General features: G+C 73.5%; 24 protein-coding genes. 15 read left to right on the top strand and 9 right to left on the bottom strand.

All coding sequences use genetic code 11. The features are described from left to right. The first annotated feature begins 501 nt into the window (after window positions 1-501). Complete coding sequence (locus C8054_RS13140) at window positions 502-1191, top strand: SDR family NAD(P)-dependent oxidoreductase (RefSeq protein ID WP_107157070.1); 690 nt, start codon at window positions 502-504, stop codon at window positions 1189-1191. Here the strand turns inward: C8054_RS13140 and C8054_RS13135 are convergent. Continuing rightward, entirely contained in the window at window positions 1176-1904 is a 729-nt protein-coding gene (locus C8054_RS13135; RefSeq protein ID WP_107157069.1) for a dTMP kinase, read from the bottom strand. The two genes, C8054_RS13140 and C8054_RS13135, sit on opposite strands and share 16 nt — an antisense overlap. Here C8054_RS13135 and C8054_RS13130 point away from each other — a divergent pair. The 5 genes from C8054_RS13130 (at window position 1819) to C8054_RS13115 (ending at window position 4460) form a co-directional block, all read left to right on the top strand. Then, on the top strand, window positions 1819-2625 hold the full coding sequence (locus tag C8054_RS13130) for a nucleotidyltransferase (protein ID WP_306766814.1): 807 nt from the start codon (window positions 1819-1821) through the stop codon (window positions 2623-2625). The two genes, C8054_RS13135 and C8054_RS13130, sit on opposite strands and share 86 nt — an antisense overlap. A gap of 56 nt (window positions 2626-2681) precedes the next feature. Further along, window positions 2682-2891 (top strand): hypothetical protein, encoded by a 210-nt coding sequence (locus C8054_RS13125; RefSeq protein WP_233219622.1) that lies wholly within the window; start codon window positions 2682-2684, stop codon window positions 2889-2891. A gap of 10 nt (window positions 2892-2901) precedes the next feature. Next, complete coding sequence (locus C8054_RS13120) at window positions 2902-3627, top strand: metallophosphoesterase (protein ID WP_107157066.1); 726 nt, start codon at window positions 2902-2904, stop codon at window positions 3625-3627. Window positions 3628-3669: 42 nt separating this feature from the next. After that, window positions 3670-3816 carry a GPGG-motif small membrane protein gene (locus tag C8054_RS32285; protein ID WP_013288160.1) on the top strand — a complete coding sequence of 49 codons (147 nt, stop codon included), beginning with the start codon at window positions 3670-3672 and terminating at the stop codon, window positions 3814-3816. 146 nt (window positions 3817-3962) lie between these two features. Next, entirely contained in the window at window positions 3963-4460 is a 498-nt protein-coding gene (locus C8054_RS13115) for a TspO/MBR family protein (RefSeq protein ID WP_107157065.1), read from the top strand. Between the two features lie 43 nt (window positions 4461-4503). Here the strand turns inward: C8054_RS13115 and C8054_RS13110 are convergent, their stop codons facing one another. After that, window positions 4504-5280, bottom strand: a complete 777-nt coding sequence (locus tag C8054_RS13110; protein ID WP_107157064.1) for a M23 family metallopeptidase — start codon at window positions 5278-5280, stop codon at window positions 4504-4506. A gap of 237 nt (window positions 5281-5517) precedes the next feature. Here C8054_RS13110 and C8054_RS13105 point away from each other — a divergent pair, with 237 nt between their 5' ends. From C8054_RS13105 to C8054_RS13085, 5 genes are all read left to right on the top strand, one after another. Next, on the top strand, window positions 5518-6858 hold the full coding sequence (locus C8054_RS13105; protein WP_107157063.1) for an ABC transporter substrate-binding protein: 1341 nt from the start codon (window positions 5518-5520) through the stop codon (window positions 6856-6858). Between the two features lie 73 nt (window positions 6859-6931). Continuing rightward, entirely contained in the window at window positions 6932-7981 is a 1050-nt protein-coding gene (locus C8054_RS13100; protein ID WP_107157062.1) for a carbohydrate ABC transporter permease, read from the top strand. A 1-nt stretch (window position 7982) separates the two neighbouring features. Next, window positions 7983-8942: a carbohydrate ABC transporter permease gene (locus C8054_RS13095; RefSeq protein WP_107157061.1), complete on the top strand. Its 960-nt coding sequence runs from the start codon at window positions 7983-7985 to the stop codon at window positions 8940-8942. A gap of 65 nt (window positions 8943-9007) precedes the next feature. Continuing rightward, complete coding sequence (locus C8054_RS13090) at window positions 9008-10078, top strand: LacI family DNA-binding transcriptional regulator (RefSeq protein ID WP_107157060.1); 1071 nt, start codon at window positions 9008-9010, stop codon at window positions 10076-10078. Between the two features lie 40 nt (window positions 10079-10118). Then, window positions 10119-11762, top strand: a complete 1644-nt coding sequence (locus tag C8054_RS13085; RefSeq protein ID WP_107157059.1) for an alpha-amylase family glycosyl hydrolase — start codon at window positions 10119-10121, stop codon at window positions 11760-11762. 59 nt (window positions 11763-11821) lie between these two features. On the opposite strand, the gene C8054_RS13080 is transcribed toward C8054_RS13085, so the two are convergent. The 3 genes from C8054_RS13080 to xylA all read right to left on the bottom strand — a co-directional run bounded on the left by C8054_RS13080 (window position 11822) and on the right by xylA (window position 16068). Beyond that, on the bottom strand, window positions 11822-13270 hold the full coding sequence (locus tag C8054_RS13080; protein ID WP_107157058.1) for an MFS transporter: 1449 nt from the start codon (window positions 13268-13270) through the stop codon (window positions 11822-11824). 108 nt (window positions 13271-13378) lie between these two features. Beyond that, on the bottom strand, window positions 13379-14869 hold the full coding sequence (locus C8054_RS13075; RefSeq protein WP_107157057.1) for a xylulokinase: 1491 nt from the start codon (window positions 14867-14869) through the stop codon (window positions 13379-13381). 11 nt (window positions 14870-14880) lie between these two features. Beyond that, the gene (gene xylA / locus C8054_RS13070) at window positions 14881-16068 is read right to left on the bottom strand and encodes a xylose isomerase (RefSeq protein ID WP_107157056.1); all 1188 of its coding nucleotides are present in this window, start codon (window positions 16066-16068) and stop codon (window positions 14881-14883) included. Window positions 16069-16119: 51 nt separating this feature from the next. Here xylA and C8054_RS13065 point away from each other — a divergent pair, with 51 nt between their 5' ends. The 3 genes from C8054_RS13065 (at window position 16120) to C8054_RS13055 (ending at window position 20218) form a co-directional block, all read left to right on the top strand. Further along, a complete protein-coding gene (locus C8054_RS13065; protein WP_107157055.1) occupies window positions 16120-17385 on the top strand; it encodes an ROK family protein in 1266 nt (421 codons plus the stop codon). A 173-nt stretch (window positions 17386-17558) separates the two neighbouring features. Then, window positions 17559-19226 (top strand): PP2C family protein-serine/threonine phosphatase, encoded by a 1668-nt coding sequence (locus C8054_RS13060; RefSeq protein ID WP_233219621.1) that lies wholly within the window; start codon window positions 17559-17561, stop codon window positions 19224-19226. Next, window positions 19223-20218 (top strand): B12-binding domain-containing protein, encoded by a 996-nt coding sequence (locus C8054_RS13055; RefSeq protein WP_107157054.1) that lies wholly within the window; start codon window positions 19223-19225, stop codon window positions 20216-20218. Before C8054_RS13060 ends, C8054_RS13055 begins: the two co-directional genes overlap by 4 nt. 64 nt (window positions 20219-20282) lie before the next feature. Here C8054_RS13055 and C8054_RS13050 read toward each other — a convergent pair whose 3' ends face one another. After that, window positions 20283-20861, bottom strand: coding sequence for a MarR family winged helix-turn-helix transcriptional regulator (locus tag C8054_RS13050; protein WP_107157053.1), 579 nt, complete (start codon window positions 20859-20861; stop codon window positions 20283-20285). Between the two features lie 95 nt (window positions 20862-20956). On the opposite strand from C8054_RS13050, the gene C8054_RS13045 reads away from it, so the two are divergent. Beyond that, a complete protein-coding gene (locus tag C8054_RS13045) occupies window positions 20957-22090 on the top strand; it encodes a PP2C family protein-serine/threonine phosphatase (RefSeq protein WP_107157052.1) in 1134 nt (377 codons plus the stop codon). Here C8054_RS13045 and C8054_RS13040 read toward each other — a convergent pair. From C8054_RS13040 to C8054_RS13030, 3 genes are all read right to left on the bottom strand, one after another. Then, complete coding sequence (locus C8054_RS13040; RefSeq protein ID WP_107157051.1) at window positions 22084-23565, bottom strand: sugar transferase; 1482 nt, start codon at window positions 23563-23565, stop codon at window positions 22084-22086. The two genes, C8054_RS13045 and C8054_RS13040, sit on opposite strands and share 7 nt — an antisense overlap. A gap of 214 nt (window positions 23566-23779) precedes the next feature. Further along, the gene (locus C8054_RS13035; RefSeq protein ID WP_107157050.1) at window positions 23780-25534 is read right to left on the bottom strand and encodes a substrate-binding domain-containing protein; all 1755 of its coding nucleotides are present in this window, start codon (window positions 25532-25534) and stop codon (window positions 23780-23782) included. 177 nt (window positions 25535-25711) lie between these two features. Further along, window positions 25712-26746, bottom strand: coding sequence for a lactonase family protein (locus C8054_RS13030; protein ID WP_107157049.1), 1035 nt, complete (start codon window positions 26744-26746; stop codon window positions 25712-25714). Between the last annotated feature and the right edge of the window lie 28 nt (window positions 26747-26774).

Here is a 26774-nt window from a genome sequence, read left to right as displayed (position 1 = left end):
CCAGGGTCCCATTACCGCAGCCCGGCCGCCTCCTCCGGTCCGGTCGTCTCGCGCCCGCCGGAGGATCGTCCGATCGACCGCACGCCGACCCTTCGGCCCGGACGGCCGCCGCCGGACCACCGGTCAGCCGGGTGAACCGTCCCGCCTGCGTCGGCGACGTCACGGACAGCGACGATGGAGTTGGTCTCTCAGCGTGACTGCGGCGGAGGGGCGGCGAGACATCCCTCCGCCGCCTTTGCTCTGCACACATATGCGCAGCAACTCCTCTACCTGGGCAGGGGCGAGCGGGATCGGCGCGGGCCGGCAGTTCGGGTGGTTGCTCTCGGTTTCTGCTGCGGGGATGGCTGCAGAGCAAAGGCGACGGCGGCCCGTCCGACTGCCGCGCCTCCGTCTCGCTCTCCGTGACCATCGGGTGCGGCCGGCAGCGGACGGCCGGCAGCACGGCCCGCCGCCGGACCGGCGTCCCGGCGTCTCGGCGTCCCCGGCGGCTAACGTGTGGCCATGGCGGATCGCACGGTGCTGGTGACCGGAGGCACGGGTGGGCTCGGCGGCGCGGTCACCGCCGCGTTCCTACGGGACGGCTGGCGGGTGGTCGTACCCGGTCGGGAGGGCGGCCCGACGACGCCCGAGCCGTCCGGTCCGATTCCGGTGGTGGCGGACCTGCTCACTCCCGAGGGGGCCGCGTCGGCGGTGACGGCCGCCACCGCCGAGCCGGCGGCGCCGCTGCGCGCCGTGGTCAACCTCGTCGGCGGGTACGCCAGCGGCGGGCTGGTGCACGAGACACCGGTCGAGGAGTTCGAGCGGATGCTGCGGATCAACCTGCGCCCCACCTACCTGGTCACCCAGGCGGCGCTGCCGCACCTGGTCGCGGCCGGCGGCGGCGCGGTGGTCTGCGTGTCGGCGCGGGCGGCGGTGGCCCCGTTCCCCGGCGCGGCCGGCTACGCCACCGCCAAGGCCGCCGTGCAGGCGTTCGCGAACGCGATCGCGGTGGAGTACCGACCGCGTGGGGTGCGCTGCAACACGGTGCTGCCCAGCGTCATCGACACCCCGGCCAACCAGGCCGCCCAGCCCGAGGCGGACCACCGGCGGTGGGTGCCGCCGGCCGAGATCGCGGCGGTGATCCGCTTCCTGGCCGGCCCGGAGTCCGCCCCGACGAGCGGCGCGAGCGTCCCGGTCTACGGGCGGGCCTGAGCCGGCACCGGGCCGTCCCGGCCGCCGCCCGACGGGCGCGGGGTGCCGTCCGGCGACGGGCCGGCGAGCGTGGACGGATCGTCCGGCAGCCACTCGCTCAGGTGCGCCCGGATCCGGCGGGACACCTCCTCCGGCGGGCCGCCGCCGTCCACCACCACGAAGCCCGCGTACTCCGGCAGCGCCCGGTAGGCCGCGTCGGCGGCGGTGAGCCACCGCATGCTCTCGTGGTCGGTGCCGCGCCGCTCGATCCGCCGGTACGCCTCGGCCGGGTCCACGGTCAGCAGGATGGTGACCCGGGGCGGCGGGAAGATCCGGTAGCCGGCCCGGGCCAGCCGCTCCCAGCGCTGCCCACCGTGCGCCCGGATGCTGGCGTACTGGCAGACGGACCACCGGTCCATCACCGCCGTGCGGCCGGTCACCAGGCAGCTCAGCAGCGCGAGCGCGATGGCCAGCCACCGCAGCACGGACTCGACCGCGAGCAGGCCGTCGCGCCCGACGAGGCGTTGCGCGTCCGGGCGGCCGACCCGCTGGGCGAGCCGGCCGAGCCAGCGTCGACCGCCGGCGTTGCGGTGGTAGGTGGCCCGGTGGCCGGCCGCGGTCAGCGCCTCGGCGAGCAGGTGGGCCTGGGTGGTCTTGCCCGAGCCGTCGATACCGATCAGGGCGACGGTGCGCAGTCGGGCTCCGCCGCGCCGCGTCCGCAGTGAGCTGGCCACCTCCCCGAGGTTATCCGACGGGTGCTCGCAAGCGACTTTTTGTCGCGTTCCTCCCCAGGTGGACGCGGAAGGTGTGACCGGAGCGTCCGCCGGGTACGCAACTCAATCTCACCGCCCACGACGACGACGGGAGACCCAGATGGCCGAGCGCGGGGACGAGACCCTGGTGCACACGCTGAAGAAGGTCGCCGCCGTGCTCAAGCAGTCCGAGATCCCGTTCGCCCTGGGCGGCAGCTTCGCCGTGTACGCCCACGGTGGCCACTCCAGCGACCACGACGTCGACTTCCTGCTCCGCGAGGCCGACGTCGACCGGGCGCTGGAGGCGCTGGTCGAGGCCGGCTTCACGGCCGAGCGCCCACCGGAGGACTGGCTGGTCAAGGTCTACGACGAGGGCCGGATGGTGGACCTGATCCACCGGCCGATCGAGACCCCGGTGACCGAGGAGACGTTCGCCGACACCATCGTGCGGCCGGTCGACGCGATCCACATGCCGGTGCTCTCGGCCAGCCAGCTCATGGTGCACAAGCTGCTCAGCTTCTCCCAGCACTACTGCGACTTCGCCCGCGCCCTGCCGCTCGCCCGCTCGCTGCGGGAACAGATCGACTGGGACCGGGTACGCAAGGAAACGCAGCACTCGCCGTACGCGGAGGCGTTCCTGGTGCTGCTCGACCGGCTGGACGTGCTGCCCGGCGGCGTGCCCGGCGGAAGGGAGACCCAGTGACCGGACAGCCCGGCGACGTGCCACCCGACGAGTACGTCGAGGCGGAGATCCAGAACATGCTGACGGAGGACCCGTCCGTGGCCGAGCAGGGCATCACGGTGCTGCGCCGCGAGCGCGGGCTGGTGCTCTCCGGCGAGGTCGAGAGCCCGCACCGGCGCGAGGAGATCCTGCGGCGGGTGGCCGAGCGCTTCCCGGACACGCCGGTGACCAGCGACATCGGTGTGATCCGTACGCAGGCGCCCACCCAGGTGGAGGAACTGCCGTGAGGGAGGTTCGATGGTGATCCGGATCGCCGCCGTCGGCGACGTGCACGTGGACGAGGACGTGGTGGGGCGGTTCCGTCCGGCGCTGGAGGAGCTGCCGGACTGCGCCGACGTGCTGCTGCTCGCCGGCGACCTGACCCGGCACGGCACGGAGGCCGAGGCGCGCTGCGTGGCGCGGGAGTTCGGCGATCTCGGCGTGCCGGTGATCACCGTGCTCGGCAACCACGACCACCAGTGCGACCAGGTGCCGCAGGTGGTCAAGGTGCTCGAGGACGCGGGGATCACCGTGCTGGAGGGCACCGGCACGGTGTTGGAGTGCCCCGGTGGGCGGCTCGGCGTGGCCGGTGTGAAGGGCTTCGGCGGCGGGTTCGCCGGGCGCTGCGCCAGCGACTTCGGCGAGCCGGAGATGAAATCGTTCGTGCGGACCACCCGGGAGAGCGCCGACGCGCTGGCGGCCGCGCTGCTCGCGCTGGAGTGCGACGCGTTGGTGGCGCTCACCCACTACGCCCCCGTGCCGGACACGCTCGCCGGCGAGCCGCTGGAGATCTACCCGTTCCTCGGCTGTTACCAGCTCGGGCAGGCGATCGACTCGGCGCCCACCGCGCTGGCCCTGCACGGGCACGCCCATCACGGCACCGAGCGCGGCACCACGCCGGGCGGGGTGCGGGTCCGTAACGTCGCGCACCCCGTGATCAAGCAGGCCTACAGCGTCTTCCACCTCGGGGATCAGGTTGACTGAGAGGGAGGTTTCCGGGATCGGGCCGCCGGGTATCCAGCCGCCATGGAGCTGATTCTCTGGATTCTCGCAGTCGTACTCGTGGTCGCCGGAATTCTTGCCCTCTTCCGTCGGCAGATCCTCTGGGGCATCGTCCTCATCGTGGTGGGCCTGTTGGTCGGCCCGGGTGGTGTCAGCATCTTCAACACGTAACCGCCCGTCCGCAGCACCCGAGACCCGCCGGGGTCGTCGGGCCCGGCGCTCTGTCCTCCCAGACCGGAGCGTCCGGACCCGACGATCCCGGCGTTTTCCGTATCCGGCGGGGTTTGCCTCCCCCGGCCAGCGGCAATATCTCGACCATGGAGATGTCGCAACGCGCCGACCGGCGTACCGCCGGGGCCCGGAAGTGGTGGGCCCTGCTCGGCTTCGGCGCCGCCACGTTCGCCGCCGCCGCCATCGGCGGGTTGGGCGTCCGGGGCACCTCCGCGGAGTACCAGAACCTGGAACAGCCCGCCTGGGCACCGCCGTCGTGGCTGTTCGGCCCGGTGTGGACCGTGCTGTACGCGCTGATCGCGATCGCCGGCTGGCTGGTCTGGCGCCGGGTCGGGTTCGGTCCCGCGCTCTGGGCCTGGTGCGTCCAGCTGGTGCTCAACGCCGTCTGGACGCCGCTCTTCTTCGGCGCCGGCCGCTACGGGCTGGCGTTCGCCGAGATCGTGCTGATGTGGCTGGCGATCGGCGTGACCGTGGCATTGTTCCGGCGGGTGTCCCGGCCGGCGACGCTGCTGATGCTGCCGTACTGGGCGTGGGTCACGTTCGCCGCCGCGCTCAACTTCGCCATCTGGCGGCTGAACACCTGACCGGGGCGGGCGCGGGAGCCGACGCCCCCGCGCCCACCGGGGGTCAGCAGCGGGGCACGCCGGGGATGTACCCGTCGTAGCCGGTGTAGACGTACGCGTCGGAGATGAACCGGCCGGAGCCGATCCGGTCCCAGATGGAGCTGGTGCCGTACGTGCCGGTGACGCTGGTGCCGCTGGTCTGGCAGTAGATCGTCACCTTGGCCCCGTCGGCCACCGTGCCCACCGCGCTGTAGCCGGTGCCCGGCCCGGAGCGGACCGTCAGGGCCGTGCCGGAGGTGTTCACCGTGCCGGCCCCGGTGTCCGCGCCGGCGCAGCCGTTGTCGCTGGTGTAGGTCTTCGTGCCCCAGTAGAGGGCCTGCGCGCCGTTGAAATTGATCTTCACGGCGCTGCCGTTCGAGCGCTGCTCGTAGTGCAGGTGCGGGCCGGTGGAGCCACCGGTGGTGCCGACGTACCCGATCACCCGGCCGTAGCCGACGGTCTGCCCGACCGAGACGTTGAACGCGTTGAGGTGCGCGTAGTAGGTCGTCCAGCCGCCGCCGTGGTTGATCCGGACGTACTTGCCGTAGCTCGTGTCACCGAGGTTCGTCACCACGTCGACGGTGCCGGGCGCGCTGGCCACCACCGGGTCGCCGAGGTCGTCGGTGCGGTTGAAGTCGATCGCGTTGGCCGGGCTGTGGTTGGTCCGCGTCTGGCCGGACCAGGACTGGTTGCACGGGAACGGAACCTTGAACGTCGGCGCGGCCATCGCCGGCGCCGCCGGGACCACTGTCGCGGCCAGGACCGCGACACCCGCCGCCAAACTGAGCCACCGCTTGCGCATCCACTACCTCCTATGTTGAAAGTCTTCAATCTGATACGGACAGCGTGGCAGAAAGTTCCGTCCGACGGAAGATTCGTGGGAGCGCGCCCAGCGCCGGTGTCCGGATTTCGGGATTGTTACCGGGCCGTGTCCGACCGGGGGTGGACCGGACGGGATGCAAGCGCTTACATGTGTGCACGACCATCGGACCGGCGCGCATTCGATTTCCCCCACGCGCCGGCAAGGAAGGAGATCGGCATGGCGTTTGCCAGATCGCGCCAGGCTCTCGCGGTCACCGGCGTGCTGGGGCTGGCGCTCGGCGTCGCCGCCTGCGGGACCGGCAACGACAAGAAGAGCGACAAGGCGGGCTCGGCCGAGTGCGCCGCATACGAGAAGTACCAGGGCCACGACGGCAAGAAGGTCTCGATCTACTCGTCGATCCGGGACATCGAGGACGAGCGCCTCCAGCAGTCCTGGAAGGAGTTCGAGGACTGCACCGGCATCGAGATCGACCACGAGGGCTCCGGCGAGTTCGAGGCCCAGCTCCCCGTCCGGGTGGACGGCGGCAACGCCCCCGACATCGCCTTCATCCCGCAGCCGGGCCTGCTCAAGCGGTTCGTCGACTCCGGCAAGCTCAAGCCGGCCAGCGCCGACACCAAGGCCATGGCCGAGCAGAACTACTCCCCCGACTGGCTGAAGTACAGCACCGTCAACGGGCAGTTCTACGGCGCCCCGCTCGGCTCCAACGTGAAGTCCTTCGTGTGGTACTCGCCGAAGACCTTCAAGGAGAAGGGCTGGTCGGTCCCGACCACCTGGCAGGAGCTGATCGACCTCAGCGACAAGATCGCGGCGAGCGGCACCAAGCCGTGGTGCGCCGGCATCGAGTCCGGTGACGCCACCGGCTGGCCGGCCACCGACTGGATCGAGGACGTCCTGCTGCGTACCGGCGGGCCCGAGGTCTACGACAAGTGGACCACCCACGGCATCCCGTTCAACGACCCGCAGGTCGCCACCGCCGTCAACCAGGCGGGCACGATCCTGAAGAACGAGAAGTACGTCAACGGCGGCTTCGGCGGCGTGAAGAGCATCGCCACCACCTCGTTCCAGGAGGCCGGCGCGCCGGTCCTCACCGGCAAGTGCGCGCTGCACCGCCAGGCGTCCTTCTACGCCAACCAGTGGGCGAAGGGCACCAAGGTGGCCGAGGACGGCGACGTCTTCGCGTTCTACTTCCCGGCCATCGACCCGGCCAAGGGCAAGCCGGTGCTGGGCGGCGGCGAGTTCGTCGCGGCCTTCGCCGACCGGCCCGAGATCCAGGCGGTGCAGACCTACCTGGCCTCCGGCGAGTACGCCAACAGCCGCGCCAAGATCGGTGACTGGGTGTCCGCGAACAAGAAGCTGGACATCAACAACGTCCCGAACCCGGTGGACAAGCTCTCCGTGGGCATCCTCCAGGACGAGAAGACCGTCTTCCGGTTCGACGGCTCGGACCTGATGCCGGCCGCGGTCGGCGCCGGCACGTTCTGGAAGGGCATGGTGGCCTGGATCAACGGCAAGGACACCACCACCGTCCTGAACGACATCGAGGGCAGCTGGAAGTGATCCGCGTGGGTGGCCCGGTCCGTGTGCACGGGCCGGGCCACCCGCCCGCATCCGAACCCTTGAGGGAGGGTTGATGGAGTTCGACTTCGCGGCGGAACAGCCGAAGTTCCTCATGCTGATGTACGGGCTGATCGCTTTCGTCGCGGTGGTGGGCGGGCTGCTCCTGCTCCTCGACGTGGTGCCGACGTGGTTCGCCCGGCGCCGGGAGGCGCAACTGGTAGCGGTCGCGGCGGGCGGCGGACCGGCACCCCGGCGGCGCAAGCCGCGCGAGGGCGCCTTCGCGTTCTTCTTCCTGCTGCCGACGCTGCTGCTGCTGACCGTCGGGCTGGTGATCCCGGCCGTCCGCACCACGCTGCTCTCGTTCATGGACTCGGGCAGCACCGAGTGGGTGGGGCTGGACAACTACGCCTGGATGTTCGCCGAGGACTCGATCGTCCGGGTGCTGCTCAACACGCTGGTCTGGGTGCTCCTGGTGCCGCTGCTGGCCAGCGCGTTCGGGCTGATCTACGCGGTCCTGGTGGACAAGGCCCGGTTCGAGTCGGCGGCCAAGTCGCTGATCTTCCTGCCGATGGCGATCTCGTTCGTCGGCGCGGCGATCATCTGGAAGTTCGTCTACGCCTACCGGGGCGACGGGCAGGAGCAGATCGGCCTGCTCAACCAGATCGTGGTCAGTCTGGGCGGCGAGCCGAAGCAGTGGCTGCTGGACTCGCCGCTGAACACGTTGCTGCTCATCGTGATCATGATCTGGATCCAGGCCGGCTTCGCCATGGTGGTGCTCTCCGCGGCCATCAAGGCCATTCCGGCGGACATCATCGAGGCGGCCCGGCTGGACGGGACCACCGCGTGGCAGATGTTCTGGCGGATCACCATGCCGAGCATCCGGCCGGCGCTGATCGTGGTGGTGGTGACGATCTCCATCGCCACGCTCAAGGTCTTCGACATCGTCCGCACCGCCACCAACGGCAACTACGACACCAGCGTGATCGCGAACGAGATGTACAACCAGGCGTTCCGGTACGGCGAGAACGGGCAGGGCTCGGCGCTCGCGGTCTTCCTGTTCGTGCTGGTCCTCCCGCTCGTGATCTACCAGATCCGCAACCTGCGCAAGCAGCGGGAGGGCTGAGATGACCACCGCCACGCCCACCGTCGGAACCGGCGTCCAACCCGCCGCCCCGCTCACCCGGGCCGCCCGGGTCCGCAAGCGGCTGAACAGCCGCACCGCCACGATCGTCTCGATCGTGCTCGCGCTGCTCTGGACGATCCCGACCTTCGGCCTGTTCGTCTCCTCGTTCCGGCCCGAGAACCAGATCAAGACCACCGGCTGGTGGACGTTCTTCCGCGACCCCCAGTTCACCTTCCAGAACTACCAGGACGTGCTGTTCAGCAGCGGCTCGTCCGGGCAGCTCGCCAGCTACTTCATCAACTCGCTGGCGATCACCATCCCGTCGGTGCTGTTCCCGATCGCGTTCGCGTCGCTGGCCGCGTACGCGCTGGCCTGGATCAACTTCAGGGGACGGGACTGGCTCTACATCGGGATCTTCGCGTTGCAGATCGTGCCGCTCCAGATGGCCCTGGTGCCGCTGCTGCGGTTCTTCTCCACCGGCGTCACCATCGCCGGGGTCCAGGTCCTCCCCGCGTGGGACCTGGTCGACGAGCAGAAGTTCGCCCAGGTGTGGTTCGCGCACACCTGCTTCGCGCTTCCGTTCGCCGTCTACCTGCTGCACAACTTCATCTCGCAGCTCCCCGGCGACCTGATGGAGGCGGCCCGGGTCGACGGCGCCACCCACCCGAAGATCTTCCGCACCATCGTGCTGCCGCTGATCACCCCGGCGCTGGCGGCGATCGGCATCTTCCAGTTCCTCTGGGTCTGGAACGACCTGCTGGTCGCGCTGATCTTCGCCGGTGGCGGCGACGAGACCGCCCCGCTGACCGTCCGGCTCGCCGAGCTGGCCGGCACCCGGGGCAACGAGTGGCAGCGGCTCACGGCCGGCGCGTTCGTGTCGATCGTCGTACCGCTGATCGTGTTCCTGTCCCTCCAGCGCTACTTCGTGCGGGGCCTGCTCGCCGGCAGCGTCAAGGGTTGATCCACCGTCCCGCCGCCGCCGGTGTGCCGGCGGCGGCGGGACACGGGTCGCAGCGGGGAGCCACGATGACCAAGATTGACGACGTCGCCCGCCTGGCCGGGGTCTCCACGGCCACCGTCTCCCGCGCGTTGCGCGGCCTGCCGACGGTCTCGGCCGCCACCCGCCGCCGGGTCCTCGCCGCCGCCGAGCAACTCCAGTACGCGGTCTCGCCCAGCGCCTCCCGGCTCGCCGGCGGCCGGACCGGCACCGTCGCCGTGGTGGTCCCGCGGATCACCAGGTGGTTCTTCGGCACCGTGGTGGAGGCGGTCGAGGACTCCCTCCAGCAGCACGGCTACGACACGCTGCTCTACAACCTCGGCGGCCGGGAGCAGACCCGCCAGCGGGTGCTGCGGACGGCCAGCCTGCACAAGCGGGTCGACGCGATCATCCTGGTCGCCACGCCGCTGCGCGCGGCGGACGTGCACGCGCTCACCAAACTCGACCTGCCCGGCGTGACGATCAGCTCCGGCAGCGGGGTGCCCGGCTGGCCCTGCGTCCGGATCGACGACGTGGCCGCCGCCCGCACCGCCACCCGCCACCTGCTCGACCTCGGGCACACCCGGATCGCGCACATCTCCGGCGACCCGGACGACGAGCTGGCGTTCACCACCCACCTGGACCGGCGGCGCGGCTACCAGGAGGCGCTGCGCGCCGCCGGCCTCCGGCCCGACCCGAGCCTCGACGTCGAGTCCCAGTTCACCATCGACGGCGGCACCCACGCCACCGCCGAGCTGCTGGCCCGCGGCGAACCGCCGACCGCCATCTTCGCCGCCTGCGACGAGATGGCGATGGGCGCGGTCAGCGCGCTGCGCGACGCCGGGCTGCGGGTGCCGCAGGACGTCAGCGTGATCGGCATCGACGACCACGACCTGGCCGGCGTGCTCGGGCTGAGCACCATCGCCCAACCCGCCGCCGACCAGGGGCGCCTCGCCGCCCGCATCCTGCTCGACCCGCTGGGGGCGGGCGCCGCCGACCCGTACCCCGGACCGGTGCCGGCGCCGCGCGGAGCCGGCGGCGACGGACGGACGCCGACCTCGGTGATCCTCCCCACTCGGCTGGTCGTGCGGGACTCGACCGCGCCGCCCCGGGCACACTGAACGGACCCGTTCGTCAGGCATCCACGACAGGGAGAAGGCGCTGAACACCGACGCGACGCAGCAGGCCCCGGCCACCGGCTGGTGGACCGAGGCCGTCATCTACCAGGTCTACCCGCGCTCGTTCGCCGACTCCGACGGTGACGGCATCGGCGACCTCCCGGGCATCACCGCCCGCCTCGACCACCTCGCCGAACTGGGGGTCGACGCGGTCTGGCTGTCCCCGTTCTATCCGTCCCCGCAGGCCGACGCCGGCTACGACGTGGCCGACTACCGGGACGTCGACCCGCTCTTCGGCACGCTCGCCGACGCCGACCAGATGATCGCCGAGGCGAAGGCCCGCGGCCTGCGGGTGATCGTCGACCTGGTGCCCAACCACACCTCGTCCGCGCACCGCTGGTTCACCGCCGCGGTGGCCGCCGCGCCGGGCAGCCCGGAACGCCAGCGGTACGTCATCCGGGACGGCAAGGGGCCGGACGGCGCCGAGCCGCCGAACGACTGGGAGAGCGTGTTCGGCGGGCCGGCCTGGACCCGACTGCCCGACGGGCAGTGGTACCTCCACCTGTTCGACAGCGGCCAGCCGGACCTCAACTGGGACAACCCGGAGGTCCGCGAGGAGTTCCTCGGCGTGCTGCGCTTCTGGCTGGACCGCGGCGTCGACGGGTTCCGGGTGGACGTGGCGCACGGGCTGATCAAGCAGGCCGACCTGGCCGACTGGCAGGAGCCGCAGGAGATCCTCTCCGGCAGCGAGGCGGACAAGCCCCGGCCGCCGATGTGGGACCAGGACGGCGTGCACGAGGTCTACCGGGAGTGGCGGCGGCTGCTCGACTCGTATGCCGGGGAGCGGGTCCTGGTCGCCGAGGCGTGGGTGGAGCCGGCCGAGCGGCTGGCCCGCTACGTCCGGCCGGACGAGATGCACCAGGCGTTCAACTTCGAGTACCTGATGGCCGCCTGGACCGCACCCGCCCAGTACGCGGTGATCACCCGCTCGCTGGAGGCCACCGACGCGGTCGGCGCGCCCACCACCTGGGTCCTGTCCAACCACGACGTGGTCCGGCACGCCTCCCGGCTCGGGCTGACCACCGGCGGCGGCCGGATGAACGGCATCGGCGTCGACGACCCGCAGCCGGACGTGGCGCTGGGCCTGCGCCGGGCCCGGGCGGCCAGCCTGCTGATGCTGGCGCTGCCCGGCTCGGCCTACCTCTACCAGGGCGAGGAGCTGGGGCTGCCGGAGCACACCACGCTGCCCGACGAGGCCCGGCAGGACCCGACCTGGGCGCGCAGCGGGCACACCCAGCGCGGCCGGGACGGCTGCCGGGTGCCGATCCCGTGGGAGGCCGACGCCCCGTCGTACGGCTTCGGCCCGACCGACGCGAGCTGGCTGCCCCAGCCGCCGATCTGGGCCGAGTACGCGCTGGACCGCCAGCGCGGGGTGCCCGGCTCGACGTACGAGCTGTACCGGACGGCGCTGCGGCTGCGCCGGGAGCACGGACTGGCCCGGGGCCCGATGCGCTTCCTCTCCTCCGGCGACGAGGTGCTGACGTTCGCCAACGGCGACCTCACCGTGCTGACCAACTTCGGCCCGGCCCCGGCCCCCCTGCCCGACGGCGCCACGGTGCTGGCCTCCAGCGCCCCCCTGACCGACGCCACCGTCCCCACCGACGTCACCGTCTGGCTTGCGGTGTAAGGAGGGGCCCCCTGTTAACGCCTCCGGTATAGATGGGGCCCCCTCTTGACACCCACCTGTCAAGAGGGGGCCCCTCCTTCGAGGCCGTCGCGGCGGTCGAGGCGGTCGGCGCGGGCGTGCAGCAGGTCGTGCACCTGCGCGATGTCGCGGGGGGACGTCCAGGCCGCCAGCCAGTACATGATCCCGGTCGGGACGAAGAAGAGCTGGAACGCGGCCAGCCCGACCGCATAGTTCAACGGCGGCGGGAACGCCACCCGCAGCGCGGCGAACGCCACCCCGACCAGCCCGTTGCCGGCCGCCCGGCCGACGCCGTTGACCAGGTTGCCGAGGCTGTAGACCGTGCCCCGGTGCTCGGGCGGGTTGACGTCGGCGATCAGCGCGAACCAGTTGGGCGAGTTGGCCGAGGTGAGCGCCAGCGCCACCACGGCGGTGAGCAGGCTCAGCCCGATCGTCGGCTCGGTCAGCACGCTGGACAGCACCGCCGCCACCACCGCGCCGGAGCTGCCGCCGTCCGGCACGTCGATGCGCAGCGGCACGAAGAACAGGACCAGGTAGAACGGCACGGCCGCGAGGACGCCCACGGCCGCGACCCGGGCCCGACCACTCGGGGTACGCCGTTGCAGCGCGTCGCCGACCAGCCCACCCACGATGGAGAGCACGCCGCCGAGCTGGAACAGGGTGGCGAAGACGCTGCCCACCACCACCGCGGTGGCCGCCGAGTAGCCCTGTGCCTCGGCCCGTTGGCTGAACAGCACCGGCAGCCAGACCAGCGAGCCGAACGCGGCCTGCGCGGTGAGCCCCTGGAGGATCAGCCAGCGGTTGGTCCGCCGGGCCAGGATCCGGGGCAGGTCGGCGCGGCTGATCCGGTAGTCGTACTCGCCCCCGGCGTCCAACGCCTCGGCCAGTTCCGGCTCGCTCTGCCCGCGCCGGATGTCGTAGGTGAACAGGTACGCCATGGTGGCGGCCAGGCCGACGCCGGTCAGCAGCAGGAACGGTCGCCGCCAGTCGGTCGCGCCGAGCAGCCCGCCGACCAGCGTGCCGGCCAGCGTGCCGACGCCCTGGGACAGGCCCCAGAAGCTCATCACCAGCCCGCGGCGACGCGGCGAGATCAGGTCGGTGACCACGGAGAAGCCCACCGAGCCAACCGCGCCCAGCCCGACCGCGGCGACGAGTTGGGCGGCGAGGAACGTCGAGTAGTGCTCGGCCAGCGCGCTGCCGCCGGTGCCGGCCGCCCAGATCAACGTGCCGACCATGAGCAGTGGCTTGCGGTTGGTGCGGTCCCCGACGTACGCCCAGCCCACCGCCGCCACGGCGCTGACCAGGAAGCTGACGGCGGTGACCAGGCCGAGCAGCCGCTGCGGCACACCGAGCGCGCCGGAGATCGGCCCGTACAGCGGTGGCACCAGGCCGATCGCCACGTTGTCCAGCGAGGCGAGCACGACGAAGACCACGACGCTGTAGAACCGGTGCGCCGCGTTCCCGTGCCGGGAGACCCTCGTGCCGCTCATGCCGGCAGCCAACCAGGCCCGCGCCCCTCGCGCAGCGCGACCCCCCGGTGCGCGCGGTGTTAAGCGGGGCCCCCTCTTATGCACGAGGCGTTAAGAAGGGGCCCCTCCTTACCCCCGGGCGCGGGCGTAGCGCTCGCGGATGGTGGGGACGGGGGCGGCGGTGTACTCCTCGGGGGTGCCGATGGACCAGGTGGGCGGCGTGTCACCGCCCAGCGCCACCCAGGCGGCCTGTCGGGCCGCGCCGTCCGCGACGTACTCGCCCGGCGGCGGGACCACCACCGGGCGGCCGAAGACCTGCGGCGCGATCCGCCGGACCGCGGCGGAACGGGCGCCGCCGCCGACCAGAATGATCCGGTCCGCGCGGGCGCCCTGCGCGAGCAGCGCGTCGAGGCCGTCGGCCAGCCCGCACAGCAGCCCCTCGACGGCGGCCCGGGCCAGGTGCGCCGGGGTCGAGGTGCCGAGCGTGAGGCCGTGCAGGCTGCCGGTGGCGTGCGGCCGGTCCGGGGTCCGCTCCCCCTCCAGGTACGGCACCAGCACCAGCCCGTCCGCGCCGGCCGGGGCGGACAGCGCCAGCTCGCCGAGCGTGTCCAGGTCGACGCCGAGCAGCGTCGCGGCGGCGTCCAGCACCCGGGCCGCGTTCAGCGTGGCGACCAGCGGCAGGAACCGCCCGGTGGCGTCCGCGAAGCCGGCCACCGCGCCGCTCGGGTCGGCGGCCGGGGCGTCGGCGACCGCGAAGACGGTGCCGGAGGTGCCGATCGAGACGATCACGTCACCCGGACCGGCACCGACGCCGAGCGCCGCGGCGGCGTTGTCCCCGGTGCCCGGGCCGAGCAGCACCGGCCCGGCGCCGCCGGACGGACCGACCGCGCCGGCTGCCCCGCCGCCGGACGAGCGCGCGGCGCCGGACGGGCCCGCGGCCGTACCGCCGTCGAGCGCCGTCGGGTCGAGATGTCCGGCCGCCTCGGCCGGGCCGAGTACCACCGGCACCCGGATCCGCCGCCCGAACGCCCGCTGCAGCAGGTCGAGCCGGTATTCACCGGTGCGCGGTGACCAGTAGCCGGTGCCGCTGGCGTCGCCCCGGTCGGTGCGCAGCGCGTCCAGCCCGGGCGCACCGGCCAGTTTCCAGGTCAGCCAGTCGTGGGGCAGGCAGACCGCGGCCACCCGGTCGGCGTTCGCCGGCTCGTGCCGGGCCAGCCAGCGCAGTTTGGTGGCGGTGAAGCTGGCCACCGGCACCGCGCCGGTGGCGTCGGCCCAGAACCGGCGGCCGGTCTCCCCGCCGCCGGCCTCCTCGACCAGTTCCCGGGCGGCGTCGGCGGACCGGGTGTCGTTCCACAGCAGCGCCGGCCGGACCACCTCGCCCGACCCGTCCAGGCAGACCATGCCGTGCTGCTGGCCGCCGACCGAGACGGCGGCCACGTCGGCCAGCCCGCCGGCGTCCGCGACCGCGGCGCGCAGCGCGTCCCACCAGGCGTACGGGTCGACCTCGGTGCCGGCCGGGTGCGGCGCGCGGCCCTGCCGGACCAGCGCGCCGGTCTCCGCGTCCCGGACCACCACCTTGCAGGACTGGGTCGACGAGTCGACCCCGGCGACGAGCGGCATGGCGGCCCGCCTCAGCGCGCGCCGAGCAGGTGCTCGACGGCGAGCTGGTTGAGCCGGACGAAGCCGAAGCCCTTCGCGCCGGCGGCCTCCGGGTCGAACTCCTCGAACGCGGTCCGGTCGGCGAGCAGCTCGGCGTAGCCCTCGCCCGGGTTGAGCGTCGGGGTGGACAGCTCGGCGACCCGGCTGGCGGCGAGCGCCTCGGCCACCTCGGGGTCGGCGCGGAACGCCTTGGCCCGCTCCTTGAGCAGCAGGTACGTGCTCATGTTCGCGGCGGCCGACGCCCACACCCCGGCGATGTCCTCGGTCCGGGAGGGCTTGTAGTCGAAGTGCCGCGGGCCGTCGTACGCGGGGCCGCCGTCCGGGCCGCCGTGCTCCAGCAGGTCGACCAGGGCGAACGCGTTGAGCAGGTCGCCGTGGCCGAAGACCAGGTCCTGGTCGTACTTGATGCCGCGCTGGCCGTTGAGGTCGATGTGGAACAGCTTGCCCTGCCAGAGCGCCTGGGCGATGCCGTGGGCGAAGTTGAGCCCGGCCATCTGCTCGTGGCCGACCTCCGGGTTGAGCCCGACCATCTCCGGGCGGGCCAGGGTGGAGATGAACGCGATCGCGTGGCCGACGGTGGGCAGCAGGATGTCGCCGCGCGGCTCGTTCGGCTTGGGCTCGATGGCGAAGCGCAGGTCGTAGCCCTGGTCGACGACGTACTGGCAGAGCAGGTCGACGGCCTCGCGGTAGCGCTCCAGCGCGGCGCCGACGTTCTTGGACAGGTCGTACTCGGCGCCCTCCCGGCCGCCCCACATGACGAACGTCTTCGCGCCCAGCTCGGCGGCGAGGTCGACGTTGCGCAGCACCTTGCGCAGCGCGTACCGGCGCACATCGCGGTCGTTGCTGGTGAAGCCGCCGTCCTTGAACACCGGGTGGGTGAAGAGGTTGGTGGTGACCATCGGCACGACCAGGCCGGTCTCGTCGAGCGCCTTGCGGAACCGGCTCAGCCGGGCGTCCCGGGTGGCCGCGTCCGCGCCGAACGGGACCAGGTCGTCGTCGTGGAACGTGATCCCGTACGCGCCCAGCTCGGCGAGGCGGTGCACCGCCTCGACGGCGTCGAGCTCGGGGCGGGTGGCCTCGCCGAACGGGTCGCGGGCGGTCCAGCCCACGGTCCAGAGGCCGAAGGAGAACTTGTCCGCGGGGGTGGGACGGGGTGCCATGGGGACCTCCGGTGGTGGTGTCGTCCGCGATTTGTTCAGCGGTTGAATTAAATGGCGGGGATGTGGCAGTGTCAAGAGGTGACCAGCGCCAGCACCGCCGGAGCGGTCCGGCAGGGCAGCCTGCGCGAGTTGAACCTCGCGGTCGTGCTCGGGCGGATCGCCGCCGCCGACCGTCCCCCATCGCGGGCCGGGCTCGCCGCCGGGACCGGGCTGACCCGGGCCACCGTCTCCGCCGTCGTCGACGACCTGATCGCGGGGCGGCTGGTCGCCGAGGCGGAGCCGGCTCCGCGGACCGGGGCGGGCCGGCCGGCGCGCGGCCTGGTGCTCGCCGCGGACGGTCCGGCCGGGTTGGGGCTGGAGGTGAACGTCGACTACCTCGCGGCCTGCGTGGTCGACCTGAGCGGCACGGTCCGGCACCACCTGGTCCGTCGCGCCGACCTGCGGCCGGTCTCCCCCGCCGACGCGCTCGACCGGCTCACCGCGCTGGCCGCCGAGGCGCGCGCCGCCGCCGTACGCGACGGGTTGACGCTGGCCGGCGCGACGCTGGCCGTGCCCGGCCTGGTGGGCGACGGCGGCCTGGTCCGGTTGGCCCCGAACCTCGGCTGGCGGGACGTGGACGTGCCGGCGCTGCTCGCCGGGCGTCCGCTCGTCGAGCCGGTCGACGGTGTCCCGCCGCTGGTGGTGGAGAACGAGGCCAACCTGGCGGCGCTCGGTGAGCTGTACGCCGGGCCGGTCGGCCCGCGCAGCTTCCTGCACGTCACCGGCGAGATCGGCATCGGCGCCGGGATCGTGCTGGACGGCGCGCTCTACCGGGGCGCACGCGGCTGGAGCGGAGAGATCGGTCACTTCCCGGTGCAGCCGCAGGGGCGGCCCTGCCGGTGCGGCGGCCAGGGCTGCCTGGAGCGGTACGCCGGCCAGGAGGCCATTCTCGCCGCCGCCGGGCTGCCCGGCGCGGAGCTGCCCGCCGACACCGCCGCCACCCGGCTCGCCGACCTGGCCGGGGCCGGGGACCGCGCCACGCTGGCCGCGCTGGCCGACGCCGGGGTGGCGCTGGGGGTGGCGGTGGCGGGCGTGGTGAACCTGCTGGACCTGGACACCGTGGTGCTCGGCGGCGGATACGCCCCGCTCGCGCCGTGGTTGTGCCCGCCGGTGGTGGCGGAGATCTCCCGACGGGTGCTCACCGCCGCCTGGTCACCGGTCACGGTGCGGCCCGCCGCGCTCGGCGCCCAGTCGGCCGCGGTCGGCGGCGCCACCTCGGTGGTACGCCGCATCGTCGACCGCCCGGTCGGCTGGCTCGCCCGCGCCGCCACCGGTTAGGCGGGGGCCCCGCTTATGCAGAATGCGTTAAGCGGGGCCCCCGCCTTGCGTTCCTCGACGGGCATTCGTCGCTCCCGCTCGGTACGCTTGCCGTCAGGCAACCTGTTCACGAGCGAGGAGTGCACCGACAGCATGCACACGGGTCGACCGACCGAAGCGCCCGGCCAGCGGCGGTGACCGCCGCACGCCGGGGCGGTGTCGCCGGGCCGGTCAGCGGCGGTGGACACGGCTGGAGGAAACGACCCCGGCGGGTGGCCGGGGTCGCGCTGCCGGCCGACGACCGACTCGCCCGAGAGCTGCTGGACGGGCTGGCCGAGGCCGTCGTGACGATCGACCCGGCCGGCGTGGTGACCCTGGTGAACGCCATGGCGGCGGAGCTTCTCCCCGAGCTGACGCCGGGCGTCGTCCTGGCCGGCTGCCGGGTGCCCGCGCTGGCCGAGGCGGCCCGCGACGGCGCCGACACGTTCGAGACCGAGCACCTCGGCCGGCGACTGCGCGGCCTGCGGCGCGGGTTGGCCGGGGAGCGCGGCGCCTGGTATGTGCGGGACGTCACCGAGGAGCACGCGCGTACCGACGCGCTGCTCACCGAACGCTCCCGGACCGCGTTCCTGGCCCAGGCCGGCAGCCGGCTCGGGCTCTCCCTGCACCGGGACCAGACGCTGCGCGCCGCCGTCGCCCTGCCGGTCCCCTACCTGGCCGACGTCGCCGTGGTGGTGCACCGACCGCCGCCGCCGGCCGAGGACGAGCCGCACTGGATCCGGTACGCCACCGGCGACGCCGGGCCGATCACCGGCGTGGCCGGCTGGCGGACCGTGGAGTCCGTCCCCGGTCTGGTCGAGGCGCTCGACGGCGACCTCACCGCGCCCAGCCCCTGGCTCGACGCAGAGCTGGCCGACCTGGCCGAGGTGCTCCCCGCCGACTTCGGCCGGCCGGGCACCGTGCTGATCAGCCCGATGCCCAGCGCCGGCGGGCCGGCCGGGGCGCTGGTCCTGGCCCGCCGCCCCGACCGGGCCGGCTTCGACCAGCGGGAGATCGCGCTGGCCCGGGAGTTCGCCGGCCGGGCCGGCGCCGCGCTGGCCGCCGCCGAGCTGTACGGCGAGCAGACCCACCTGGCCCGGGTGCTGCAGAACAGCCTGCTCCCGCCGGAGCTGCCCCGCCTGCCCGGGATGACGCTGGCCGGCGGCTACCGCGCCGCCGGGGACAGCCTGCGCATCGGCGGCGACTTCTACGACCTGTTCCCCACCGGCGACGGCGGTCTGTTCGCGCTCGGCGACGTCTGCGGCAAGGGCGTCGGCGCGGCCGTGCTGACCGGGCGGGTACGCCAGTCGTTGCAGACCCTGCGCCTGGTCGAGCAGCGCCCCCGGGAGCTGATGGAGCTGCTCAACCGCGCGCTGCTGGACGCGCCGGGCGCGGCCGCGCGGGCCCAGTTCACCACGCTCCTGCTCGGCACGCTGAGCCGGCAACCCGACGGCGGTCTGCTGGTCCGGATGGCCGGCGGCGGGCACCCGGCGCCGCTCGTGATCCGCGCCGGCGGTGGCATCGACGCGGTCCGGGTGGGCGGCATGCCGGTCGGCGCGCTGACCGCGGCCCGGTTCGCCGAGGTCGAGGTCCGGCTGGCCCCCGGTGACCTGCTGCTGGCCTACACCGACGGGGTCACCGAGGCCCGGGGCGGTCCCACCGAGCCGGCCATGTTCGGCGACGACCGGCTGCGGCAGGCGCTCGCCTCCGGGGCCGGGCTGCCACCGGCCGCGCTCGTCGACCGGGTGCTCCAACTCGTGGACGAGTGGCTCGACGGGCAGCCGCACGACGACATCGCCATGCTGGCCGTGGCCGCCGCGTGAGCCCGTCCTGCCGGATCGGGCCCGAGACGCTCGCCGCGTACCTCGACCACCTGGACCGGGCCGACCGGGTCGGCGCCGTGGCGCTCGCCCGCGACCTGGTGGCCGGCGGCTGTTCGGTGGCGGACGTCCTGGTCGACCTGGTCGCGGTGGCGCAGCGGGAGATCGGCCGGCGGTGGCTCACCGGCTCGTGGAGCGTCGCCCAGGAACATGCCGCCACCCACGTCAGTGAGCTGGTGGTGGACGCGCTCGGCGCGAGCGTCGGCGCGCCGCGCCACGGCCTCGTGGTGGTGGCCTGCGTGGAGGGCGAGTGGCACGCGCTGGCCGCCCGGATCGTCAGCGAGGTGGTCCGGGCGGCCGGCTGGCGGGTGACGTTCCTCGGGGCCAGCGTGCCGGCCCGGCATCTGGTCTCCTACCTGCACCAGACCGGGCCGGAGGCGGTGCTGCTCAGTTGCGTGCAGCCGAACCGGCTGGTGCGGGCGGCGCGGATGGTGGAGGCCAGTCGGGCCGCCGGGGTGCCGGTGCTGGCCGGCGGGCCCGGTTTCGGTCCCGAGGGCCGGTGGGCGACGGCGATCGGCGCGGCGGCGTGGGGCGCCAGCGCGCGGGACGCGGTGCGGTTGCTGGCCGGGCCGCTGCCCGCCGGCACGCACACCGGCCCGCCGCCGCCACCGGAGGACGACGCGTACGTGGCGGTGCTGCACCGCCGGCGCGAGCTGGTCCGGCTCGCGCTGGGCGCGGTGGATCCGCCGCCGGAGAGCGTCGAGGACGTCGCCTCCGGCATCGCGCACCTGGTCGACGCGCTGGTGGCGGCGGTACGGGTGGACGACGACCGGCTGTTGCGGGATTTCGTCAGGTGGCAGGAGGAGGCGCTCACCGCCCGCGGTGGCCGCCGCCTGCTGGACGACGTGCTCGCCACGCTGGAAGCGGCGCTGACCGAGTATCCCCGGGTGGCCGCGCGGCTGCGGACGGCGCGGGCCGCGGTCACGGCCGGCTGACCGGCGTGGCGCGCCCCCGCCGGCGCGGCCCGGCGCCGGCGTCGACGGACGGCGGGCCGCGGTGTCAGGCGGTGCGGACCGCCGAGGGGCCGTCGGGCGGGACCGGCTCGACGGGCCCGCGGGGCGCGCCCGGTCGACCGGGCGCCGGCGACGCGCCCAGACCCACCAGCGGGTCGCCGATCCGCTCCCCGGAGGGACGCAGCACCGGCCAGTCCTCGGCCGCTGTCGCCTCGTCGCGGCGACCGACCTCGTCGAACTCCCGCATCCCGCGCAGCAACGCCACCCGGCCCTCGGCGCTCATCCCGGCCAGGATCCGCGCCAGCCGGCGCCGCCGGTCGGCGCGCAGCTCGGCCAGGAGCCGATTGGCCGCCGGGGTGAGGTGCAGCGAGATCTCCCGGCGGTCGTAGCGGCCCGGCTCCCGCTCCAGCATGCCGGCCGCCACCAGCCGGTCGCAGAGCCGGCTGGCGGAGGAGAGCAGCATGTCGGTCAGCGAGGCGAGCCGGCGGAGGTTGATCCCGTCGTACTGCTCGACGACCATCACCGCGCGCAACTGGGCGCTGGAGAGGCGGCTCGTGGTCCGCTCCCGGGCCGCCTCCCAGACGGAGAGCAGGGTGCCCGCCGCCTCGTCCAGGGCGGCGGACATACTCGCTTCGGGTCCCACGGGACCGGGCTCCTCGGTCATGGTGGGCCCGAGACTACTCCCCGGCCCAGCCCGGCGACCTGTGCAAAGGAGCAAAGATGAGCGAAGCGGAGGCGCGCGCCCGCCGAAACGTGACGGACGCGCCGACCGATCTCATCGTGGCGCGCCTCGCCGACGAGCTACGGCGGACGTACGGGATCACCCGCACCGAGCTGTACCAGGTCGACTACCGGCTCGCCGAGTTGCTGCCGCTGGGCGGCGGCGAGGCGCTGACCGGACCCGGCCACCCGGCCTGGTACGCGTTCGACCACCAGGAGCCGGTGTTCGCCGACGGGACCGGCTGGTTCCCGGTGGGGATGCGGGGCGAACGACGCGGCGTGCTCCGGGTCTCGCCGGTGCCCGCCGACCCGGCCGCCCGCCGCGAGCTGGACACCGTCGCCACCGTGCTCGGGCACGAGGTGGCCGCCGTCACGTCGACCACCGACATCTACCTGAGCGCCCGGCGCAGCCGGCGGCTCACGCTGGCCGCCGAGATGCAGTGGGAGCTGCTGCCCGGCCGCAGCCGCATCCGCCCGTCGTTCAGCCTGGCCGGCCAGTTGGAGCCGGCGTACGCGGTGCGCGGCGACAGCTTCGACTGGTCCGACGACGGCCACCGGCTCTGGCTCGCGGTGCTCAACGGCTTCGGGGAGGGGGTGGCCGCGGCGCTGCTCACCTCGCTGGCCACCTACGCGCTACGCAACGCGCGCCGCGCCGGGCTGGCCCTGGCCGACCAGGCCGCCCTGGCCGACCAGGCAATCTACGAGCAGCACCGGGGCGAGCAGCACCTCTCCGTACTGCTGATGGAGCTGGACCTGGCCACCGGGGCGCTGGTCGCGGTGGACGCCGGCTCCCCGCACCTGATCCGGCTGCGCGCCGGCGAGGTGACGTCCCAGGCGTTGGAGAAGCAGTTCCCGCTCGGCATGTTCGAGGGCACCGACTACCGCGAGCAGCGGTTCCACCTGGAGCGCGGGGACCGGCTCTTCGTGGTCAGCGACGGCGTGATCGACGCCACCGCGGACCGGGTCCGCTACGGCGAGTCGGCCCTGGACCGGTTCCTGCGTCGCACCGGCCCGATGGAGCCGCTGGACGCGGTCCGGTCGCTCATCGGCGACCTGCGGGCCTTCGTCGCCGGTGACCTGGTGGACGACGCGGTGGTCGTCTGCCTGGACTGGCTGGGCCCGCAGGATCAGTAGGCGCCGCGGCTGCCCAGCACCGCGCCGAACGTCTTCCAGAGGATGGTCAGGTCCGCCGCGAGCGACCAGTTCTCCACGTAGTAGAGGTCGAGCCGGATGCCGTCCTCCCAGCTCAGGTCGGACCGGCCGCTGACCTGCCAGAGGCCGGTCATGCCGGGCTTGACCAGCAGCCGGCGTGCCACGTCGCCGTCGTAGCGGGCGACCTCGGAGGGCAGCGGCGGGCGCGGGCCGACCAGGCTCATGTGGCCGAGCAGCACGTTGGCGAGCTGGGGCAGCTCGTCCAGCGACCACCTGCGCAGCAGCCGGCCCGTCCGGGTCACCCGGGGGTCGTCGCGCATCTTGAACATCAGGCCGTCGGTCTCGTTGCGCGCGGCCAGCTCGGCGAGCAGAGCGTCCGCGTTGACCACCATGGTGCGGAACTTGAAGACGCCGAACTCCTCCCCGCCCTGCCCGACCCGGGTCTGCCGGAACAGCACCGGGCCCCGGCTGTCCAGCTTGATGGCGAGCGCGAGCACCCCCAGCAGCGGCGAGAGCAGGAGCAGGGCGATCAGCGAGAGCGACCGGTCCACGAATCCCTTGACCAGCTTGCGGGCGCCGCGGAACTCGGGCGCCTCGACGTGGATCAGCGGCAGGCCGGCCACCGGGCGGGTGTGGATGCGCGGGCCGGCCACGTCGGTCAGCGCCGGGGCCACCACCAGGTCGACACCGGTGCCCTCCAACTGCCAGCCCAGGCGGCGCAGCCGGGTGGCGGTCAGCTCACCGGACGCGGTGACCGCGACCGTGTCCGCGCCGATCGCGGTGGCCGCCTCCGGGATGCCCCGGAAGGATCCGACCACCGGCACGTCACCCAGCCGCTGCGGCACCGGGGCGAGCAGCGCGTCCGGGATGCACGCGCCGACCACCTGGTAGCCGGCGTACGGTTCCCGGCGCAGCGTGTGCACCAGCTCCAGCACGTGCGCGGTGTCGCCGACCACCAGCACCTTGCGGGACCAGCCGGCGCCCCGGTCGCGGGCGCGGTGCAGCCGCTTGCGCGCCGCGAACCGGGCCACCTCCAGACCGATCGTGCCGACCGCGAAGGAGATGGCCAGGAAGCCCCGGGAGACCCCGACGTCGGCGATGTAGCCGGCGATGGCGATGCCGCCGGCCAGCCGCAGGCTCGCGGAGCTGACCCGGCGGTACTCGTCCGCGCCGTAGCCGAGGACCTGGTCGTCGTAGCAGCGCATGGCCTTCAGCGACACCAACCAGACCAGCAGGAGCACCGGGGCGACCACCACGTACGGGATCTCGGACCCGGTGGGTTGTTCGTCACCGAACCGGGCCAGGTACCCGGCCAGGATGGCCACGGCCAGCACGGCGGTGTCGAGCACCACCAGGACCCGGATGTAGGCCCGCTCCGCGGCTCGCGTCGTCGCACCGGGTCGATCACCCCCGGGACGCGACGTCCTGGCAGGGGTCAACAACGTCGCCGAGGTCACCGGTCCTCCCCACTTAACTCAGGACCGCCCCGTCCCCGCCCGTCCCCCGGTTGGAGGGCCTGCGGTCGAGGCACGCGGACATCATGCCAGGACAATTATGGTTACCGATTGATTCGGACACATTACCGTCAGTTCACTTCCCAGGTCTTGACCCGGGAAGCCTTCCGCCGCACCGGATCGCCGGCACGGCGGAAGATTATCGCTGAGTGCGGGATCAGCGCGGCGCGGGTGGCCGCAACGCGATCGCCTGGAGGAAGATCTCGCCGATCTTGCTCGGGTCGGTGGTCACGAACGCGCCGCCGCCGGTGACGTCCGTGATGGACTTCAGCTCGGCCCGGTTCACCTCGTTGCCGATGCCGATGATGATCACCTGGACCGGCTGCTCGTCGTCCCGGAGCTTCTTGAGCTGGTCCAGCAGCGCCTTCTGCGAGATGCCGTTGTCGTCCTCGTTCTTGCCGTCGGTGAAGAGCACGATCGAGTTGACCTTGCCGGGCTCCCAGTCCTGCTGGACCTTCTTGTACGCCGCGAGCATGGTGTCGTACAGGCCGGTGTCGCCGCTGGAGGGCCGGATGGAGGCCAGGCCGCGCTGCAACTCGCCCCGGTTGCCGGACAGCGGCCGGATGCCGACCAGCTCGTTCCAGTCCTGCGAACCCTTCAGGTTGGTGGAGAAGGTCCACAGGCCGATCGACCAGGAGTCGTCGAAGAGTCCCAGCCCCTGACCGGCGGCGGCCACCGTGACCTGCTCCCGGCTGGCGCCGTTGGCGGTGGCCACCGGCTTCTTCATCGAACCGGAGACGTCGACGACACAGAGCATCCGACCGGACTGGGTGGCCACCGACCAGGTGGTGGTGGCCGTCGAGATGGCGACCGGATCCAGGTCGGCCGCGCCGCCCTGACCGGACGGCGGGACCTGCTTCTCCCCACCGTTGGACGGGCTCGGCGCGCCCGTCGGCGCCTGGAAGCCCCGACCCCAGTTGCCGTCCGGCGCACGCAGCGACTGCGCGGCGAGCCGGTCCTTGAAGTCGGCGGAGCGCAGCGCCTCGAAGAGCACCCGGGCGGCCGACGCCTTGCTCGGCTCGATGCCGGGCAGCACCGCGAACGGGAAGTCCAGCGGGATCGGCGGCGGGTCGAGGTAGAGCGCGGCGAGCTTGATCGGCGGCTTCGTGTTGTTGTAGGCGATCACGTCCTCCTCGGACAGCGCCGCCGCGCCCAACCCGTTGGCGATGGCCGTCGGGTCGGACGAACGCGGGAACCGCGCGAGCAGGTCCTGCCGCAGCGAGGAGCGGTTGGTGGCCAGCGCGCGCAGCGCCCCGACCATCGCCTCCTGCGCCTTCGGAGAGCCGGCCTCACCGGTGGAGCTGGCCGCCGCGGTGAGCGAGAGCAGGCCGGACAGGCCGGCCGCGTCCTGGGTCGGCTCGACGATCCCGGCCCGCAACGGCTTGCTGGCGGTCACCTGCTGGAGCAGGTCGGACCAGCGGAACTCCTTGTCCGGCCAGCCGATCCGGGTGGCGACCGGCTCGGGCAACGCGACCACCACCGGGCTACGCGCGATCGAGGCGCCGTTGGCCGGGGCGAAGGCGCTCGCGCCGCCGGCCTTCAGCCGGACCAGCCAGGTCGAGGAGTCGGGCACCCAGACGTCCGGGGTGACCGCGGTGCCGCTGGCCTGCCCGACGCCGGCCAGGGTGGCACCGTGCTTGCCCGCCACCGCGGCGGCCACGTCGACCGGCTCGGCCGAGGCGACGTTCACCGCGATGCAGGTGCCGCCGACCGCCGCGCCGTTGGCCACCCACTCGTCGGCAGCCCCCTGCACCGCTGGCGCGATCTCCGGGGCCGCCGACACCGACAGCTCGATCCGGCCCGAGCAGTTCGGGCCGGCCAGCTGCTGGTAACCGAACCAGGAACCGGCTACGACAGCGACGAGCGCGGTCGCCGCTGCGGCGGCGCCTGCTCCTCGGAGGTTGTGACGCATGCGATGGCGGCCAGACACGGTGACCATCTTGCGTATCTCGTGGGGTTACTGCCACAACCGTTCGGACGAAAGTTACGCAGGAGAAACAGTTGATCACTTAATCGGCACGCTGAGTTAGGAATCAGTGACCGAGGCGGCCACCGTCCACTGCGGATCGCGCGCTACGTGACCACTCCGTCACACCAGCACGCAGGTCGGACTCGCCATCGGCACCGGCTCCCCGACCGGCTCCGGCACCCCGCTGCCCGGGTCCACCCGGAAGACCCGCACCAGGTCGGCCCGCTCGTCGGCGACGTACAGGTGCGATCCGGCCAGCGCGAAGTGCCGGGGCCAGCCACCGCCGCTGTCCACCTCGGCCACCAGCTCCGGCGTCTCCCCCGCCAGCGCGAACACGGCCACCGTGCCGACGCCGCGGTTACTCACGTAGAGGAAGCGGCCGTCCGGCCCGACCGCCACCCCGGCGGGCTGCACGTGCCCGGTCCGGCCGCTGGCGTCGACCCGGACCCGCTGGCGCAGCCCGTCCGGCGTCAGGTCGTACCCGGTGACCGTGGCGTCCAGCTCACCGACCAGCCAGCAGCGCCGCCCGTCCGGATGCCGGGCCAGATGCCGCGGCCCGGTGCCGGCCGGCGTCCGCAGCCGCGGGCCCCGGGGCACCAGCCGCCCCGAGGCGGCGTCGAGGTCGTACCGGTAGACCGAGTCGGTGCCCAGGTCGACGGCGAGCAGCGGCCCGCCGGCCGGATCGGGCGAGACCATGTGGCAGTGCGCCGCCTCCTGCCGCTCCGGATCGGTGCCGTGCCCCTCGTGCCGCACCAGATCGGTGCGCTCCCCCGGCACGCCGTCGGCGTCCAGCGGGAACACCGCCAGGCTGCCGCCGCCGTAGTTCGCCACGAACACGTGCCGCCCGTCCGGCGCGATCGCGAGGTGGCACGGCTCGGCCCCGCCGGTCGGGCGTACGCCCAGCGCGGTGAGGCCGCCGTCCGGGGCCACCCGGAAGGCGCTCAGCCCGCCCTCGGGAAGCTCGTTGACGGCGTACAGCACCGGCTGCCCGGGGTGCCGGGCCAGGAACGACGGCGACGGGGTGACCGCCACGGTGCCGAGCGGGGTCAGCGCCCCGGTCGCCGGGTCGCGCCGGGCCGCGACGATCCCCTCGGCCCGCCCGTCCGACTCCGCCGTGTAGCCCCCGATGTGGACGACCTCGTGCTGCCCCGCCACCGCTTCCCACCTTCCGTCGGTCCTGCTG

It is taken from the genome of Micromonospora sp. RP3T, assembly GCF_003027925.1.
Classification (GTDB): domain Bacteria; phylum Actinomycetota; class Actinomycetes; order Mycobacteriales; family Micromonosporaceae; genus Micromonospora.
The sequence above is the reverse complement of the archived record's forward strand: the minus strand, read 5'-3'. Positions and strand labels throughout refer to the sequence as shown.

What these genes read in the sequence shown, in the direction of transcription:
- C8054_RS13140 (WP_107157070.1), top strand. Translation starts at nt 502, where the DNA reads ATGGCGGATCGCACGGTGCTGGTGACCGGAGGCACGGGTGGGCTCGGC.
- C8054_RS13125 (WP_233219622.1), top strand. Translation starts at nt 2,682, where the DNA reads ATGCTGACGGAGGACCCGTCCGTGGCCGAGCAGGGCATCACGGTGCTG.
- C8054_RS13120 (WP_107157066.1), top strand. Translation starts at nt 2,902, where the DNA reads ATGGTGATCCGGATCGCCGCCGTCGGCGACGTGCACGTGGACGAGGAC.
- C8054_RS32285 (WP_013288160.1), top strand. Translation starts at nt 3,670, where the DNA reads ATGGAGCTGATTCTCTGGATTCTCGCAGTCGTACTCGTGGTCGCCGGA.
- C8054_RS13115 (WP_107157065.1), top strand. Translation starts at nt 3,963, where the DNA reads ATGGAGATGTCGCAACGCGCCGACCGGCGTACCGCCGGGGCCCGGAAG.
- C8054_RS13110 (WP_107157064.1), bottom strand. Translation starts at nt 5,280, where the DNA reads ATGCGCAAGCGGTGGCTCAGTTTGGCGGCGGGTGTCGCGGTCCTGGCC.
- C8054_RS13105 (WP_107157063.1), top strand. Translation starts at nt 5,518, where the DNA reads ATGGCGTTTGCCAGATCGCGCCAGGCTCTCGCGGTCACCGGCGTGCTG.
- C8054_RS13100 (WP_107157062.1), top strand. Translation starts at nt 6,932, where the DNA reads ATGGAGTTCGACTTCGCGGCGGAACAGCCGAAGTTCCTCATGCTGATG.
- C8054_RS13095 (WP_107157061.1), top strand. Translation starts at nt 7,983, where the DNA reads ATGACCACCGCCACGCCCACCGTCGGAACCGGCGTCCAACCCGCCGCC.
- C8054_RS13090 (WP_107157060.1), top strand. Translation starts at nt 9,008, where the DNA reads ATGACCAAGATTGACGACGTCGCCCGCCTGGCCGGGGTCTCCACGGCC.
- C8054_RS13080 (WP_107157058.1), bottom strand. Translation starts at nt 13,270, where the DNA reads ATGAGCGGCACGAGGGTCTCCCGGCACGGGAACGCGGCGCACCGGTTC.
- C8054_RS13075 (WP_107157057.1), bottom strand. Translation starts at nt 14,869, where the DNA reads ATGCCGCTCGTCGCCGGGGTCGACTCGTCGACCCAGTCCTGCAAGGTG.
- xylA (WP_107157056.1), bottom strand. Translation starts at nt 16,068, where the DNA reads ATGGCACCCCGTCCCACCCCCGCGGACAAGTTCTCCTTCGGCCTCTGG.
- C8054_RS13065 (WP_107157055.1), top strand. Translation starts at nt 16,120, where the DNA reads ATGGCGGGGATGTGGCAGTGTCAAGAGGTGACCAGCGCCAGCACCGCC.
- C8054_RS13050 (WP_107157053.1), bottom strand. Translation starts at nt 20,861, where the DNA reads ATGTCCGCCGCCCTGGACGAGGCGGCGGGCACCCTGCTCTCCGTCTGG.
- C8054_RS13045 (WP_107157052.1), top strand. Translation starts at nt 20,957, where the DNA reads ATGAGCGAAGCGGAGGCGCGCGCCCGCCGAAACGTGACGGACGCGCCG.
- C8054_RS13035 (WP_107157050.1), bottom strand. Translation starts at nt 25,534, where the DNA reads ATGCGTCACAACCTCCGAGGAGCAGGCGCCGCCGCAGCGGCGACCGCG.